Genomic DNA, 16,752 nt, shown 5'->3' with positions numbered 1-16,752 from the left:
TTGCCGATGACGACGGGACCACCCTACGGTCTCCTGGGAGCGCTCCCAGAAGCCCCGTCGACGAGGACGGAGAACCTCACGAGATGAGATCGCAACCCCCACGCCTGTTCGTTGCCGCCCTGCTCACGGCGCTCACCGCGACCGCGCTGCCGGCAGCGGGCACCGCCGAGGCTGCGGAGTACGAGCGCGTGCTCAACGGGAAGTTCGACAGCGGTTCCGCCGACCCGTGGTGGAGCAGCGCCGGTGTGACGAACCGGGTGACCGGCGGCGAGCTGTGCGCCGCGGTCACCGGTGGCACCACGAACCCCTGGGACGCGCTGGTCGGCCAGAACGGTGTGCCGTTCGAGGCCGACCAGCCGTACACCCTGTCGTTCGACGCGCACGCCACCACCGCGCAGACGGTGGCCGCGGCGGCCGGTGAGGCCGTGAGCCCGTACCGGGGCATCGCCCGGCAGGAGTTCGCGGTGACGCCGACGAAGCAGCGGTTCAGCTTCACGTTCACGTCCGCCCTGGACTTCCCGGACGCGGGCAACGGCCAGGTCGCCTTCCAACTGGGCGGCCAAGCGGCCGACAACACCGTCTGCGTCGACAACGTGTCGCTCGTCGGCGGCGTGAAGCCGCCCGGTGGCGTCAACCCCAACCCGACCAGGAAGGTGCAGGTCGACCAGGTCGGCTACGTGCCGGGCCTGCCGAAGCGGGCGACGCTCGTGTCCACCGCGACCACGCCGCAGACGTGGACGCTGAAGAACTCCGCGGGTGCGGCCGTGGCCACCGGCCAGACCGTGCCCAAGGGTGCGGACGTGACGTCCGGCGACTCGGTGCACCAGATCGACTTCTCGTCGTACGACACGGCGGGCACCGGGTACACGCTGGTGGTCGGGTCGGACGCCAGCTTCCCGTTCGACATCTCGGCCGACGCGGTGAAGCGGCTGCGCTACGACTCGCTGGCGTTCTTCTACCACCAGCGCAGCGGCACGCCGATCGACGCGCAGTACGTGGGCGAGCAGTACGCGCGCCCGGCCGGTCACGTGAACGTCGCGCCGAACCAGGGCGACAACAACGTGCCGTGCCGCGCGGACCTCGCCTGCGGCTACACGCTCGACGTGCGCGGCGGCTGGTACGACGCGGGCGACCACGGCAAGTACGTGGTCAACGGCGGCATCTCGGTCTGGCAGCTGCTCAACTCCTACGAGCGCGCGTCCCGCATCGGTGACGCCTCGGCGTTCCGCGACGGCACGCTCGCCATCCCGGAGAAGTCCAACGGCGTGCCCGACCTGCTCGACGAGGCCCGCTGGGAGGTCGACTTCCTGCTGAAGATGCAGGCACCGGACGGCATGGCGCACCACAAGGTCCACGACGCCAACTGGACGGCCCTGCCGACCCGCCCCGAGCTCGACGACCAGCCGCGCAGGCTGTCGGCGACCAGCACGGCGGCGACGCTGAACCTGGCGGCCGTGGCGGCGCAGGCGTCCCGCCTCTGGAAGTCGATCGACGCCACGTACTCGGCGAAGCTGCTCACCGCGGCCCGCAAGGCGTACACGGCGGCGAAGGCCAACCCGAACAAGATCGCGGACCCGAACGACGGCACCGGCGGCGGCGCCTACAGCGACAGCACCCTGACCGACGAGTTCTACTGGGCCGCTGCCGAGCTGTACGCGACGACCGGCGAGGCCGCCTACCGCACCGACGTGACCGGCTCCACGCACTACAAGGGCGCCAGCCTGACCAGGGCCGGCTTCTTCTGGGGCGGCACGGCGCCCCTGGGCGACATCACCCTCGCCCTGGTGCCCACCGGCCTGCCCGCCGCGGACGTCGCGGCGATCAAGTCGGCGTTCGCCACCGTGGCCGACCAGCACCTGGCCGCCATGGCCCAGATGGGCTACGCGACGCCGTACGACAACAGCGTCGACGGCTACGTCTGGGGCTCGAACTCCGCGGTGCTGAACAACGCCCAGGTGATCGCGCTGGCCCACGACTTCACCGGAGCGGACAAGTACCGCGACGGCGTCTTCGAGGCCCTGCACTACCTCCTCGGCCGCAACCCGCTGAGCACCTCGTACGTGGCGGGCTACGGCGACCAGGCCGTGCAGAACGTGCACCACCGCTTCTGGGCCAAGCAGAACGACCCGACCCTGCCGATCGCACCGCCGGGCTCCCTGTCCGGCGGCCCGAACAGCGGCTTGCAGGACCCGATCGTCCAGCGCCTGCTCACCGGGTGCCCGCAGCAGAAGTGCTGGGTCGACGACATCGGCGCCTACTCGGTCAACGAGGTCGCGGTGAACTGGAACTCGGCGCTGGCCTGGGTGTCCGGCTGGGCGGCCGAGAAGTCCGGCAAGCCGCCGGTCCCCGTCTCGGACTGCGAGGTCACCTACACCGCGAACAAGTGGCAGGGCGGCCTGTCCGCGCAGGTGGCGCTGAAGAACACCGGCACGGCCGCGTGGACGGAGTGGAAGCTCGGGTTCGCGTTCCCCGGCGACCAGAAGGTCACCGCCGGCTGGTCGGCGAACTGGACCCAGACCGGCAAGGACGTGGCCGCGACGAACATGTCGTGGAACAACCGGGTCGAACCGGGCAAGTCGGTCTACATCGGGTTCAACGCCTCCGGCGGTGGAGCCGACCCGGCGGCCTTCACGATCAACGGCAAGGGCTGCAAGACCGGCTGACCCCCGAGGGGGCCGGCCCGGTCGACCGGCAGGACGAAGCGCGCCCGCTACCGCAACCGCGGTGGTGGGCGCGCTTTCGTGCCGGAGGGACGGCGTGGACCACCAATCGAGATAGCCGGACAACCGTCCTGTGAGCGCTAACAGCCACTACCTGCGGTTATCAACCTGTCACTTGACTGGTCCATTGTTAGCGATAACACTCGCCGCCTACAGCACTGTTGCCTGTCGGTGACATCGAGGAGAACCAATGAGGCTTGTCCGGATCGCGGTCACCACCGCACTCGCCGTCTCCCTCGCGGCCTGCGGTTCAACGGAGAAGACAGTCGATCAGCAGACCGGCTCGGGGGAAGGCGCACTCGTCGGCATCACGATGCCCACCCGGTCGTCGGAGCGGTGGGTCCGCGACGGCGACAGCCTCAAGAAGTCGCTGGAGGCCAAGGGGTACAAGGTCGACCTGCAGTACGCCGAGGACAGCATCCCCACGCAGGCCAACCAGATCGAGAACCAGATCACCCAGAAGGCCAAGCTGCTGATCATCGCGTCGATCGACGGCAAGTCGCTCAGCTCGCAGCTGCAGCAGGCCGCCGACGCGAAGATCCCGGTCATCTCCTACGACCGGCTCCTGCTCAACACCCCGAACGTCGACTACTACGCGACGTTCGACAACTACAAGGTCGGCGTGCAGCAGGCGAACTCGCTGCTGGCCGGGCTGAAGACCAGGGGCGAGGGGCCGTTCAACATCGAGCTGTTCGCCGGGTCGTCCGACGACAACAACGCGACGTTCTTCTTCAACGGCGCGATGTCCGTCCTCCAGCCGCTGATCGACCAGGGCAAGCTCGTCGTGAAGTCGGGCCAGAAGGACTTCAACACCGTCGCGATCCTGCGCTGGGACGCGGCCACCGCGCAGCGGCGCATGGAGGACCTGCTCACCTCGACCTACGGCAGCGCCAAGGTCGACGGCGTGCTGTCGCCCTTCGACGGCATCTCGATCGGCATCATCTCCGCGCTCGGCAGCAACGGCTACGGCACCGGCGGCCAGGCGCTGCCGATCGTGACCGGGCAGGACGCCCAGGTCGCCTCGGTGAAGTCGATCATCAAGGGCGAGCAGTACTCCACGATCTTCAAGGACCTGCGCCAGCTCACCGACGTGGCCGCGAAGATGGCCGACTCGCTGCTCAAGGGCGGCAAGCCGGAGGTCAACAACACCACGGACTACAACAACGGCGTCAAGGTCGTGCCGGCGTTCCTGCTCCAGCCGGTCCCGGTGGACAAGGCGAACTACCAGAAGGAACTGGTCGAGTCCGGCTACTACACCGCCGACCAGCTCAAGTAGGTCCCGGTGAACGACGACGTCCTGGTGATGCGCGGCATCACCAAGAGGTTCGCGGGTGTCACCGCGCTGCACGAGGTCTCGCTGACCGTGCGGCGCGGTGAGATCCACGCGATCTGCGGGGAGAACGGCGCGGGCAAGTCCACGCTGATGAAGGTGCTGTCCGGGGTGCACCCGCACGGCACGTACGACGGGGAGATCCTCTTCGAGGGCGAGCCGTGCGCGTTCGACGGGGTGCGCGACAGCGAGCGCCGCGGCATCGTGATCATCCACCAGGAGCTGGCGCTGTGCGGTCAGCTCTCCGTCGCCGAGAACCTGTTCCTGGGCAACGAGAGGGCGCGGCGCGGGCTCATCGACTGGAACCGCACCAACCACGAGGCTCAGGTGCTGCTCGACCGGGTGGGGCTGCGGGAGAACCCGACCACCAGGGTCGACGACCTCGGTGTCGGCAAGCAGCAGCTCGTCGAGATCGCCAAGGCGCTGTCCAAGGAGGTCAAGCTCCTGATCCTGGACGAGCCGACCGCCGCGCTCAACGACGACGACTCGCAGCACCTGCTCGACCTGCTCGACGGCCTGCGGGACGAGGGCATCACCTCGGTGATCATCTCCCACAAGCTGGGCGAGGTCACCAGGGTCGCCGACACGGTCACCGTGCTGCGCGACGGGAAGACGATCGAGACGTTGCCGGCGAAGGGCCTCAGCGAGGACCGGATCATCGCGGGCATGGTCGGGCGCGACCTGGAGCACCGGTTCCCGCCGCGCACGCCGGACATCGGCGAGGAGGTGCTGCGCATCGAGGACTGGACGGTGCACAGCCCCGCCCAGCCGGACCGGGTGGTCGTCGACAGGGCCACCCTGTCGTTGCGGCGCGGGGAGATCGTCGGTCTCGCCGGCCTGATGGGCGCCGGTCGCACGGAGCTCGCCATGAGCGTGTTCGGCCGTTCCTACGGCGTGGGCATCTCCGGGCGCGTGGTCAAGGAAGGCCGGGAGATCGACACGCGCACCGTGCGCGCCGCGATCGACCACGGGCTCGCGTACGTGAGCGAGGACCGCAAGCGCTACGGGCTCAACCTGATCGACAACGTGCAGCGCAACGTCTCCGCCGCCGCGCTGGGCAAGCTCGCGCGCCGCGGCTGGGTGAACGAGAACGAGGAGAACTCGGTCGCCGAGCGGTTCCGGCGGTCGATGGGCATCCGGACCGCGTCGGTGTCGACGCCGACCGGCGCGCTGTCGGGCGGCAACCAGCAGAAGGTCGTGCTGGCGAAGTGGATGTTCACCGACCCGGACGTGCTGATCCTGGACGAACCGACGCGCGGCATCGACGTCGGCGCCAAGTACGAGATCTACTCGATCATCAACGACCTGGCAGCGCAGGGCCGCGCGGTGCTGGTGATCTCCTCGGAGCTGCCGGAGCTGCTCGGCCTGTGCGACCGCGTGTACGCGCTGTCGGAGGGCCGCATCACCGGCGAGGTGAGCCGCGAAGAGGCCACGCAGGAACGCCTGATGCAATACATGACGCGAGGACAAGGTTCATGACCACGAAGACCGCGCCCGCTCCGGCCACCGCGCCCGCAGCACAGCCCCGGCGGTTCTCGATCAACCTGCGGCAGTCGGGCATCTACGTCGCGTTCGCGTTGATCGTCGTGCTGTTCACCGTGCTGACCGGCGGCGACCTGCTGCAGCCGCAGAACATCTCGAACATCATCGTGCAGAACTCCTACGTGCTGATCCTCGCGATCGGCATGATCCTGGTGATCATCGGTGGGCACATCGACCTCTCGGTCGGCTCCACGGTGGCGCTGACCGGAGCGATCTGCGCGGTGCTGACCGTCCAGTGGGGACTGCCGTGGCCGGTCGCGGTGCTGGTGACGCTGCTCGCCGGCGCGCTCATCGGTGCGGCGCAGGGCTACTGGATCGCCTACTTCGGCATCCCCGCGTTCATCGTGACGCTGGCGGGCATGCTCGTGTTCCGCGCGCTCACCATGTCCACGCTGGGCAACCAGGGCATCGGCCCGTTCCCCGACGAGATCCGGGCGCTGTCCAACGGGTTCACCGGCGGCTACCTCGGCAACATCGGCCTCGGCCCGCTGGGCGGCGCCGACCTCGTGAGCCTGCTCGCCGGGCTCGCCTGCGTGGCCGGGTTCGCGTTGTCGCAGTGGCGCAAGCGGTCCGCCCGCCTCGGGTACGGCCAGACCGTCGACCCGATGCCGGTGTTCGTGCTGAAGATCGTGGGCGTGGGCGTCGTCGTGATGGCCGTCGTCGTGCAGCTCGCCCGGTTCCGCAACCTGCCGTGGGTGCTGGTGCTGCTCGCGGCGCTCACGCTCGGCTACTCGCTGATGGCCGGCAACTCGGTGTTCGGACGGCACATCTACTCGATCGGCGGCAACCTGCAGGCCGCCACGCTGTCCGGTGTGAAGGTCAAGGCCGTCACGTTCTGGGTGTTCGTCAACATGGGCGCGCTGGCCGCGCTCGCCGGTGTGATCTTCGCGGGCCGGCTCAACCAGGCGGGCCCGACCGCGGGCGCGTCCTTCGAGCTCGACGCCATCGCGGCGGCGTTCATCGGCGGCGCGGCGGTGCAGGGCGGTGTCGGCAAGGTGGTCGGCGCCATCACCGGCGGCCTGATCATGGGCGTGATCAACAACGGCATGTCGCTGATCGGCTCGCCCAGCGAGCGCGTGATGCTCGTGAAGGGCCTGGTCCTGCTCCTGGCGGTCGCCTACGACGTGTGGACCAAGCGCCGCGGCCGCGCCTGACCCTCCTCGGGGCCAAGGGCACCGGGCGCTCCCCGGCGGGGACGGCGTGCGCCGGGAGGCGACGACCGACAAGATGACCTTCGACGGGGTCGGCACGACCAAGCCGGTCGTGCCGACCCCGGAGAGCGTCGCACCACAGCGGATCCGGCAGCAGCACTGCCGGGCCCTGTTCAACTGATCCAGAGGAGTTCGATGTCGCAGCGGGAGCCCGGGCTCGGCCGTGAGCTGTTCGGCCGGCTCGGTGACGCCGACGTGCACCGGTACGTCCTGGCCTGGCCGGGTGGCCTGACCGTGCGGGTGCTCGACCTCGGTGGCGTGGTCCAGTCGGTGGAGGCACCGGACCGGCGGGGTGTCCCCGGCAACGTCGTGCTCGGGTTCTCCTCGCTCGACGAGTACGCCGCGAACAACCGGCCGGGTGCGTCCAGGGTGTTCCTGGGCGCGCTGGTCGGCCGGTACGCGAACCGGATCGCGGGCGGGAGGTTCACGCTCGACGGCACGACCTACCACCTGCCCGTCAACAACGGCCCGAACACGCTGCACGGCGGTCCGGCGGGCTTCGACACCAGGGTGTGGTCCGCGACCGAGCTGCACGAACCGGACAGCGTGGGACTGCGGCTCGAGCTGGTGAGCCCGGCGGGCGACCAGGGCTTCCCGGCGACGGTGTCCGCCGAGGTCACGTACCGGCTGAGCCGCGACAACCGGCTCTCCATCACCTACGGGGCCACTGCGAACGCGCCCACCGTGCTGAACTTGACCAACCACACCTACTGGAACCTGGCCGGTGAGGGCAACGGCGACGTGTACGGGCACGCGCTGCGGCTCAACGCGAGCCGGTTCTGCCCGGTCGACGACACGCTGATCCCGCAGGGCGACCCGGTGCCGGTCGAGGGGACGCCGTTCGACTTCCGCGAGGCGACGCCGATCGGTGCCCGCGTCGACGGCCCCGACCCGCAGCTCGTCCTCGGCGGGGGCTACGACCACAACTGGGTGCTCGACGACTGGGCGCCGGGCAACCGGACGCCGGCCCTGGCCGCGCAGGCCGACGACCCGGTGTCCGGGCGGCGGCTGACCATGTGGACCACCGAGCCGGGCGTGCAGTTCTACTCGGGCAACTTCCTCACCGCGGAGCTGGTCGGCACCGGCGGCCGGCCCTACCACCGCGGCGCCGGGTTCGCGCTGGAGGCCCAGCACTTCCCCGACTCGCCGAACCGGCCGGACTTCCCCAGCACCGTGCTGCGGCCGGGCGAGGTGTACCACCAGGAGACGGTCTACCGGCTGTCCACGGTGGACTGACCGGGCGTGCATCCACGCGGCGTGCGCGCACGCCGCGTGGATGCACGTCGGACAGCCGCGGCGTCGTTGATCAGCCGTACGGGTGACGCGCGGGCCCTCAGCCGGCGGCGACATGGCCACCGCCCGAGTTCTTCTTCGAGAAGCTCACCTGACCACCGCGCCCCTCGCACCCGCCTCGCAGCTGCTGGTCGGTGCAGCAGAGCCAGGACGGGTGCGGGGGGCGGCGGACCGGTCAGGGGGTGGTGAGCTCGAACTTCGACACGCCCACCGACCCGCCCAGTGCCTGGGTCGCGTGGTTGAAGATGCCGAAGCGGTAGCCCATGAAGAACTGCCACTCGTTCTTCAACGTGAACCCGCTGCCCAGCGAGGTGAAGTTCACCCCGTCGGTGCTGTAGGAGAACCGGGCCTGCCTGCCGCTGCCGGGTCTGATGTCGGCGTTGGCGCGCAACCAGATCCGGGTCCCGGACAACGCCGCGCTCGCGACCTCCGTGCCGGTGCCGGTGGTGTTCCAGTTGCTGTCCATGGTCAGGCCGTTGACCATCACCACCCGGTTGCGGCCGCCGTCGCGCTTGACGCCGATCCACGCCGAGGAGTCGCGCAGCATCGCCAGGCCGCTGCGGTCGCCGTCGCGCATCGCGCTCACGTCCAGCGCCACGGTGGCCGTGGAGGTCGGGCCCTGCACGCGGTGGGTGAGGGTGTTGCGGGCGCTGTACAGGTCGTTGGTGACGGTCGCGGTGGACAGCCGCAGGCCGTTGTCGACGCTGTACTTCGTGGTGTCGGGGTTGTGGTTCCACTCCCACTGCGGGCCGAGCTTCGTGCCCTGGAACGTGTCCACGCCGATCATCGGTTTCACCTGGCGCGGTGGTGCCGGCAGGTTCGGCATCGGGTAGTTCACGCCCCAGCCGCCGTTGACGGTGGTGATGCGCGGCCAGCCGTCGGAGGTCCAGGTGATCGGGGCGAGCACCGGCACCCGGCCGCCGGGGTAGGCGTCCACGAAGGCCATGTAGTACCAGTCACCGTTCTGCGTCTGCACCATGCCGCCCTGGTGCGGCACGCCGCCGCCCTGGATCGGGGTCGGCATGTTCAGCAGCACCTGCTGGACGGTGTAGGGGCCCCACGGGCTGGAGGCCTTGAGCACGTACTGGCCGTTCGCGGGCCTGGTCAGCCAGATGTAGTAGTTGCCGCCGCGCTTGTAGAAGCGGGCGCCCTCCAGCGTGCCGATGTTCGACGGCGTCTGGAACACCTGCTGCGAGCGGACCTCGGACTTCCCGTCCGCCGAGAGCTGCGCGACGCTGATCGTGGTGTTGCCGTAGGCGACGTACATCGTGTCGTTGTCGTCCACGAGCATGCCCGCGTCGTAGTAGCACTTCGGAATGGTGGCGTGCTTGGCCCACTGCCCGTCGACCGCGGTGGCCGTGTAGATGTGGGTCTGGGCGAAGTCGATGCACCCGCCCCAGTAGAACGTCTTGTTGCTCTTGCGGTGCTGCAGGAACGACGCCCAGATGCCCCGCACGTAGCCGCGGCCACCGTTCATGTCGTACTTGTTGCCGAAGTCCAGCCTGGGCACGGAGTGGCCGGCGAACTCCCAGTTCACCAGGTCGTAGGAGCGCAGCACGGGCGCGCCCGGCGAGTAGTGCATCGTGGAGGCCGAGTAGTAGTACGCGTCGTCCACGCGGATGATGTCGATGTCCGCGAAGTCCTGCCACAGCACCGGGTTGGTGAACGACGACGGCCGGGGCGTGGTCGTCGTGGTCGTCGTGGTGGTCGTCGTGGTGGTCGTGGTCGTGCCGGTGTCGTTGCACGTCGTACCGTTGAGGCGGAACGACACCGGGTCCTGGTTGGCCGAGCTCGTCGTCGCGTTGAAGCCGAAGTCCACCTTGCCGCCGGTGGGGACGGAGCCGTTGTACGACGCGTTGCGGGCACTCACCTGGTCGCCGCTCTGCGTGATCACGGCGTTCCAGTGCTGCCCGACCTGCTGACCGGAGGCGTAGGTCCATTCGAGGGTCCAGCCGTTGATCGCGTCACCGGTGTTGGTGATCGCCACGGACGCGCCGAAGCCGCCCTGCCACTCGGAGGTCTTGGTGTAGGTCACCGAACAGCCGGGTGCGGCCTGGGCCGCGGTGCTCGCGGCGAGCCCGCCCGCCACCAGGGTGACCGCGGCGAGTGCGGCCGCGTACGGTGCGCGCCTCATGACCGGCTCCACTTCTGGTTCGACTGGCCGTTGCAGGTCCACAGCACGAGCCGGGAGCCGTTCGCGGTCGCCGCCCGTTCGACGTCCAGGCACAGACCGGCCTGGGTGTTGCGCAGCGACCCGTCGGCCTCCGCGGTCCAGCGCTGGTTGGCCTGGCCGTTGCACTGCCAGATGATGACCCGCGTGCCGTTGGCGGTGCCCTGGTTGTAGGCGTCGAGGCACTTGTCGCCGAACACCCGCACCTCACCGCCCGCCCAGCTGGTCCACTGCTGGCTGGCGGCGGTGGCGCAGTCCTGGATCGTGGCGTTCGCGCCCGCCGCGGTCGAGCTGTTCTCCACGTCGAGGCACCGGTTCGAGCCCGCACCGCGCAGTCGTGCGGTGGTCGACTGCACCGGGCTGCCGCCGCTCACCCGGAACGCGGCCACGCCGTGCGCCGGGACGGACGCGGAGACCGCGCCGGAGGTCGACGACGTGCCACCGGTCCACAGGTCGGTCAGCGTGAAGCTGCTGCCGGACAAGCCGATCTGGGCGGCCGTGGTGGACACCGTCGCGGTGCCGCCGCCCCGGTTGAACAGGCCCACGGCGACCGAGCCGTCCGACAGCGGCTTGGCGAACACCTCGGTGTTGCCGTCGTCGCGCACCCGTCGGCCACCGGCGCCCAGCGCGTCCTGGTTGACCGCGATCAGCCTGGTGTTGCGCAGCACCGCGCTCACGTCCGCGGACATGGTGCGGATGTCGTTGCCCGCCATCAGCGGAGCGGCCATCAACGCCCACAGCGCGAAGTGCGCGCGGGACTCGGTCAGCGTGAGGCCCGGCCGGCCGACGACCAGCATGTCGGGGTCGTTCCAGTGGCCGGGACCGGCCTGCGCTGCCAGCGGGGCGGTGACGTCGAGGACGTTGCCCACGCCCATGGGGTAGCTGTTGACGTTGCCGTTCTGCCAGATGTCCAGCAGGTCCTCGGTCGTGCGCCAGAGGTCGGCGATCTCGCCCCAGTTGTACTTGTCACCGGTAGGGGCGTGGAAGCTGTTGGAGTTGATGCTGTAGACGATCGGGCGGCCGGTGGCGCGCAGCGCGTCGCGCATGATCGTGAAGCGGGCGATCTGCTCGTCGCGGGTGCCGCTGCCCGAGCACCAGTCGTACTTCAGGTAGTCCACGCCCCAGGACGCGAACGAGCGGGCGTCCTGGGCCTCGTGGCCCTTGCTGCCGGTCGAACCGGGGTGCGTGCCGACGCCCTGCGCGCACGTCTTCTCGTTCGGCGCCTGGTAGATGCCGAACTTCAGGCCGCGCGAGTGGATGTAGTCGCCCAGCGCCTTCATCCCGCTGGGGAACTTCGACGGGTGCGCCCGCAGGTTGCCCGCGGAGTCGCGTTGCGGGTCGAACCAGCAGTCGTCCACGACCACGTACTGGTAGCCGGCGTCGCGCATGCCGGAGGACACCATCGCGTCCGCGGCCTGGCGGACCTGGCCCTCGGTGATGCCGCAGCCGAAGCTGTTCCAGCTGTTCCAGCCCAGCGGCGGGGTGAGCGCCGGGCTGCCGGGCGCGGCGACGACGGGGGACGCGGTGACCTGGCTCGCCGTGACGGCGGCGACCGCGGTCAGCAGGGCGGCGGCGAGGTGCGCCAGTCTTCTCGACCGGGTGGGCATCGTTGCCTTCTCTCGGACAGGGAGGGTGTGGGCGGTTCTGCGGCAGTGGGAGGACGCCGCCGGGGCGGGTGTCCGGCGGCGTCCGGCTGGGGGGCGGTCAGCAGGTCGAGTTGGTCTGCGTCAGCAGGCCGAGCTTCCAGGGCAGCTGGTTGTAGTCACCACCCGCGTTGGGGTCCATGCCCTGGTAGAGGAACTTCAGCTGGCACGGGCTGATCTCCATCGTCTGGTCCACACCGGAGCGGATCATCTCGCCGTGGCTGATGTCACGCGTCCACTGCCCACCGGGGAACGTCACGTTGCTCGCGCGGGCGAACGGGTTCGACTCCTCCGCGGCCAGCGGGGTCCACGGGCCGGTGATCGCCGGTGCGGTCCAGGTGCGGAACCAGCGCCGGCCGTCCGAGCCGATCGCCTCGTGCACCAACAGGTACTGGTTCTTGCCCGCGATCTTGTAGACGTTGGACGCCTCGAACAACCGGTTGCGGTTGGAGTCCTGCATCGCGATCACGGTGTTGGTGAACCCGTTGGGGTACTGGGCGAGCGTCGTCTCCGAGCGGTACAGGTGGCCGTTGTCGTCGGAGGAGAACAGGTAGCACTTGGCGGTGTCGCAGACGACCCAGAAGTCGACCCAATAGCCGTTGCCGATGTTGTCGCGGATGATCTGCGGCATGCCGCCCGCGTAGAAGTTCTTCGGCGCCGACCACGAGGACGGGTTCGAGATGTCCGTGGTCGTGGAGTACGACGCGTTCGAGCCCGTCTGGTACACGAGGTACCACAGGCGCTGGGGCGCGAAGTAGAACACGTGCGGCGCGGCCTTGTACCCGGTGCCCACAGCCGTGCGGTCCAGGTAGTAGTGCGGTGCCGAGGACGCCTGCGAGAAGTCCGTGAAGCTCGTGTACATGATGTTGTAGCCGGTCGTGTAGACCGACGCGAACACGTGGTACTTGCCGTTGTGGTAGACGATGCTCGGGTCCTTGACCGAGTACACCCTCGGGTGCGCGGAGTCCGGCTTCGGCGAGATCAGCGCACCGCCGGAGGACCAGCGGAAGCTCGACGGCAGGTTCCCGACCGGCGGGTTGTCCGACGTGGTGGTCGTCGTCGTGGTGGTGGTCGTGGGGCCGACGTCACCGGTGCACAGCGTGCCGTTGAGGGTGAACGCGGTGGGGTTCGGGGAGTTCGTGCCGGACGCGGTCCCGTTGAACCCGAACTCGACCTTGCCGCCGGTGCCGATCTGCGCGTTGTAGGCGACGTTGCGCGCGGTCACGTCGGCGCCGGACTGGGTCACCTGGGCGTTCCAGGCCTGCGACACCTTCTGCCCCGCGTCGTAGCTCCAGGTCAGCGTCCAGCCGTCGACCGCGTCACCGAGGTTGGTGACGCTGACGTTCGCGGTGAACCCGCCGTCCCACTGCGACGGTGCGGAGTAGGTGACCGAGCAGCCGGGGGCGGCCGAGGCGGGCGGCAGCGCGACCGCGGTCAGCGCGGTCACCGCCAGCAGCGGCACCGCGGTGAGCGCGGTGAGCCGGGCTCTGCGGGAGGAGAACAGTCGTCGTACGAGGAACATGATCACCCTTCGACGTCGGAGGGAGGGACCGGCCGGGTCACGCGCAGGTGGCGGTGCCGACCGAGGGCGCACCGGACCCGGAGGCGAGGAAGCCGAACGTGGTGGTGGCGCCGGGGGCGAGCGCGCCGTTGTAGGGGGCGTTGGTGACGGTCACCGCGCCGCTGGCGGTACCGCCCCAGAGCTGGGAGATGGTGTGGCCGCCGGGGAGCGTGAACCGGACGGTCCACCCGGTCAGCGCGGTGGCGGTGGGGTTGGCGACGGTCACCTCGGCCTGGAAGCCGCCGTTCCAGGTGCCGGTGACCTGGGCGGTGGCCGTGCACGATCCGCCGGGCTGCGGTTGCTGCGGGTCGCCGACGCTGCCCGGCACCGAGCGCAGCGCGGTGAACCAGGTGGCCGCCATCTTGGCGTAGCCGGCGGCGTTCGGGTGGATGCCGTCGGGCAGGTCCGAGATCGGGACCGACGGGTACATGTCCACGACGTGCACCCGCTTGCCCGCCGCCGCCTTCGCGCACAGCAACGGCACGATCGCCGCGTTGTAGCCGCGCACGGTGGCGTCGGCGAACCGGATCGGGATGATCGTCGAGACGAACACCTCCGCGTTCGGCGCCTGCGCGGTGATCTTGTCGACCAGCGCGGACAGCCGCCGCGGCGCACCGCCCGGATCGCTGCCGTACATGTCGTTGGTGCCGATGTGCAGCAGAACCGTGCGCGGTGTGTAGGTGCGCAGCCAGTTCACGACGTTCGCGTCGACCTGCGCGATGGTCCAGCCGGGGTGGCCCTCGTGGTTGCGGTCGGGCATCGAGGACGGGCCGTCGGCCAGTGACCCGACGAAGTCGACGGACCGCCCGTCGGCCCGCAGCTTCGCCCCCAGGTCGAGCCGGTAGCCGCCGATCGAACCGCCCTGGGTGATGGAGTCACCGAGCGGCATGACCCGCACCGGGTCCGCCGCGACGTCCACAGTGGACTGACCGGGCGACGTGGACTCCTCGGCCGCCGCAGGCGGTGCCGCCAGCAGGACGGCGAGCGCGGCTGCGCACAGGGCGGTGAGCGGGCTCGGCATGGGTGGGCCTTCCCGGGAGACCGGGGTGGCAGGCCCGTGGTCTCCCTGCGTCGTCGCTGACGAGCGGTCCGCGGCAGGGGTCCGACTCCGGCCAATGTAACCAGGCCGTCACAGCCGGTCAAAGCTAAAGTTGTGAGCGTTAACCTTTAGCTTCACCCACGAGAAGCCGTCGAATTTCATTCGATCGAGCCAAGCACTGTTAACGCACACATCGACCGTCGAGCCCTCCGTCAACGACGCGGAGCGGCCACCGATCCCCCCTCGCGCACCGGCATCGGCACCCGGTGGACCATCGGCGCGCGGGCGTCGCGACCCCGCCGTTCCACCACGTCCACCAGCACCGCGACCGCCTTCGCGCCGAGCTCGTGGTGCGGCAGTGCGACCGTGGTCAGCCGGGGCCGCATCCACGAGGCGACCGGGTGGTCGTCGAAGCCGATCACCGAGACGTCGCCGGGCACCGAGAGCCCGGCCTCGGCGAGCGCCTGGTAGGCGCCGAACGCCAGCCGGTCGTTGAAGCACACCAGCGCCTTCGGGCAGTGCCTGCGCAGCAGGGCGCGGGTGGCCTCGTAGCCGTACTCCGGTGTCCACTTCGGACAGCGGTGGGCGCCGGCCACCTCGACCCCGGCCGCGGTGAACACGTCGCGCAACCCGAGGAGCCGTTCCACCGCCGCGATGCTGTTCGGCGGCACGTCGTAGGCACCGGGTCCGGCGCCGATCAGGTGCACGCCCCGGTCGTGCCCGGCCTCGACCAGCACCAGCGCGGCCGAGCGACCGGCCTGCAGCTCGTCGGGCACCACCGACGGCGCCCGCGTCCTGGTCCACGCCGTGGCGTTGAGCAGCACGGCGGGGCCGTCGTGCACGCTGTCGGGCACCACGATGGCCCTGGTGTGCATGGCGGCGAAGATGACGCCGTCCGCACGCCGGTCTCGCATCGCCTCGACCAGCGACCGCTCCACCACCGGGTCACCGCCGGACTCGCCGACGAAGAGCATGAAACCGTTCTGATAAGCCGCGTCCGCGGCACCGCGCACCATGTCGCCCGCGAGGCCGGAGGAGGCCACCGCGTCGGACACGAAGCCGATCGTCTGCGACCGGCCGGTGCGCTGGCCCGCCGCGAGGGTGCTGCCGCGCCGGTAGCCCAGCTCCTGCGCCGTGGAGCGCACCCTGCGCTCGGCGGCCTCGGAGATGCGCAGCTCCCGTGCTCTGCCGGTCAGGACGAGCGAGGCGGTGGTGACCGACACCCCGCTCGCCGCCGCCACGTCGGCCAGTGTCACGCGCGTTCGTCCCACTCCGGATCCGCCTCCCGTCGCAGTACGGGCCCCGACCGCGTTGGCCCGGTCGGGAGGTTGCACGAAATGCTCGTGGTCACACGTCTTCACACCGGGCGTTCGCCGACCGGTCCTGGCGGAGGGACCGGCGGCGGGCACCCGCCTAGCGCTTCAGCCGGCCGGGATCGCCGGCGGCACCGCGGCGCACCAGCCACGCCTCGGTGATGTGGGTGAACATCGCCGCCGCGGCGCCGGGTGCGTCGTGGGCGGCGATGCGCTCGTAGATGCGGCGGTGGCCGCGGTTGGAGGCCTTGCACATGTCCCGGCCGCTCTTGCCCTGGTAGCCGGACGAGTTGATGACCTGCCCCTCCAGCGAACGCACGACACCGCGGGCGATGCGGTTGCCGGAGGCCTGCATGATCGTGTCGTGGAACTGCCGGTCGTGCTGCTCGTAGGTCGCGGTGTCGTCGACCAGCTCGTCCATCCGGTCGACCAGCTCCCGCAACCGGTCCAGCACGTCCTGCCCGGCCGTGAGCGCGGCGACCTGGGCCATGTCGGACTCCAGCAGCCGCCGGGTCACGACGACGTCGTCGAGGATCGCAAGCGTCTCGTCCTCGGCGATGGTGGCGGCGAGGACCAGCTCGTCGAGCATGTTCCACTGCGCCTGCTGGGTGACCGTGGTGCCCGCGCCCTGGCGGACCCGGACCAGCCCCTTCTCCTGGAGGATCTTGACCGCCTCGCGGATCACCGTCCTGCTCACCGAGAACGTCTCGCACAGCACCGGTTCCGGGGGCAGCGTCGTCCCCGGCGGGTAGCTGCCGCGCACGACCCGCTGCACCAGCTCGGCGGTCACCGCCGCGGCCAGGTTCGCCGGTCGCCGCGTCCAGCCGGGAGGCGCGGTGGTGACCGGCTCCGGCTGCGAACGTGTCGCTGACATCTGGCCTCCGTTGCGCTCCACGACGTCGTTGACGGCGATCCGACAGTATACGTAAC

At 70.1% G+C, this 16,752-nt stretch carries 11 protein-coding genes; 5 read left to right on the top strand and 6 right to left on the bottom strand.

The window, feature by feature from the left end; translation table 11 throughout:
* The first annotated feature begins 83 nt into the window (after nucleotides 1-83).
* From ACZ7CH_RS10690 to ACZ7CH_RS10670, 5 genes are all read left to right on the top strand, one after another.
* Nucleotides 84-2,663, top strand: a complete 2,580-nt coding sequence (locus tag ACZ7CH_RS10690) for a glycoside hydrolase family 9 protein (RefSeq protein ID WP_470373684.1) — start codon at nucleotides 84-86, stop codon at nucleotides 2,661-2,663.
* Nucleotides 2,664-2,910: 247 nt separating this feature from the next.
* Nucleotides 2,911-3,996, top strand: a complete 1,086-nt coding sequence (gene chvE / locus ACZ7CH_RS10685; protein WP_360389333.1) for a multiple monosaccharide ABC transporter substrate-binding protein — start codon at nucleotides 2,911-2,913, stop codon at nucleotides 3,994-3,996.
* A gap of 27 nt (nucleotides 3,997-4,023) precedes the next feature.
* The gene (gene mmsA, locus ACZ7CH_RS10680) at nucleotides 4,024-5,529 is read left to right on the top strand and encodes a multiple monosaccharide ABC transporter ATP-binding protein (RefSeq protein ID WP_470373837.1); all 1,506 of its coding nucleotides are present in this window, start codon (nucleotides 4,024-4,026) and stop codon (nucleotides 5,527-5,529) included.
* Nucleotides 5,526-6,746: a multiple monosaccharide ABC transporter permease gene (gene mmsB, locus ACZ7CH_RS10675; protein WP_360389336.1), complete on the top strand. Its 1,221-nt coding sequence runs from the start codon at nucleotides 5,526-5,528 to the stop codon at nucleotides 6,744-6,746. The genes mmsA and mmsB overlap by 4 nt, the downstream gene beginning before the upstream one ends.
* A gap of 192 nt (nucleotides 6,747-6,938) precedes the next feature.
* Nucleotides 6,939-8,039 carry an aldose epimerase family protein gene (locus tag ACZ7CH_RS10670; RefSeq protein ID WP_470373683.1) on the top strand — a complete coding sequence of 367 codons (1,101 nt, stop codon included), beginning with the start codon at nucleotides 6,939-6,941 and terminating at the stop codon, nucleotides 8,037-8,039.
* A gap of 232 nt (nucleotides 8,040-8,271) precedes the next feature.
* On the opposite strand, the gene ACZ7CH_RS10665 is transcribed toward ACZ7CH_RS10670, so the two are convergent.
* The 6 genes from ACZ7CH_RS10665 to ACZ7CH_RS10640 all read right to left on the bottom strand — a co-directional run bounded on the left by ACZ7CH_RS10665 (nucleotide 8,272) and on the right by ACZ7CH_RS10640 (nucleotide 16,696).
* Complete coding sequence (locus ACZ7CH_RS10665) at nucleotides 8,272-10,230, bottom strand: family 43 glycosylhydrolase (protein WP_360389341.1); 1,959 nt, start codon at nucleotides 10,228-10,230, stop codon at nucleotides 8,272-8,274.
* Entirely contained in the window at nucleotides 10,227-11,873 is a 1,647-nt protein-coding gene (locus ACZ7CH_RS10660) for a glycoside hydrolase family 27 protein (RefSeq protein ID WP_360389344.1), read from the bottom strand. Before ACZ7CH_RS10660 ends, ACZ7CH_RS10665 begins: the two co-directional genes overlap by 4 nt.
* 97 nt (nucleotides 11,874-11,970) lie before the next feature.
* Complete coding sequence (locus tag ACZ7CH_RS10655) at nucleotides 11,971-13,431, bottom strand: glycoside hydrolase family 62 protein (RefSeq protein ID WP_360389346.1); 1,461 nt, start codon at nucleotides 13,429-13,431, stop codon at nucleotides 11,971-11,973.
* Nucleotides 13,432-13,468: 37 nt separating this feature from the next.
* The gene (locus ACZ7CH_RS10650) at nucleotides 13,469-14,491 is read right to left on the bottom strand and encodes a cellulose binding domain-containing protein (protein ID WP_470373682.1); all 1,023 of its coding nucleotides are present in this window, start codon (nucleotides 14,489-14,491) and stop codon (nucleotides 13,469-13,471) included.
* Nucleotides 14,492-14,721: 230 nt separating this feature from the next.
* Nucleotides 14,722-15,765 carry a LacI family DNA-binding transcriptional regulator gene (locus tag ACZ7CH_RS10645; RefSeq protein ID WP_360389352.1) on the bottom strand — a complete coding sequence of 348 codons (1,044 nt, stop codon included), beginning with the start codon at nucleotides 15,763-15,765 and terminating at the stop codon, nucleotides 14,722-14,724.
* Between the two features lie 157 nt (nucleotides 15,766-15,922).
* Complete coding sequence (locus tag ACZ7CH_RS10640) at nucleotides 15,923-16,696, bottom strand: FadR/GntR family transcriptional regulator (protein WP_360389354.1); 774 nt, start codon at nucleotides 16,694-16,696, stop codon at nucleotides 15,923-15,925.
* Nucleotides 16,697-16,752: the final 56 nt, after the last annotated feature.

The organism is Lentzea sp. NPDC037011 (genome assembly GCF_055607425.1).
Note: the sequence above shows the minus strand (reverse complement) of the source record. Positions and strands in the feature narration are given on the sequence as shown.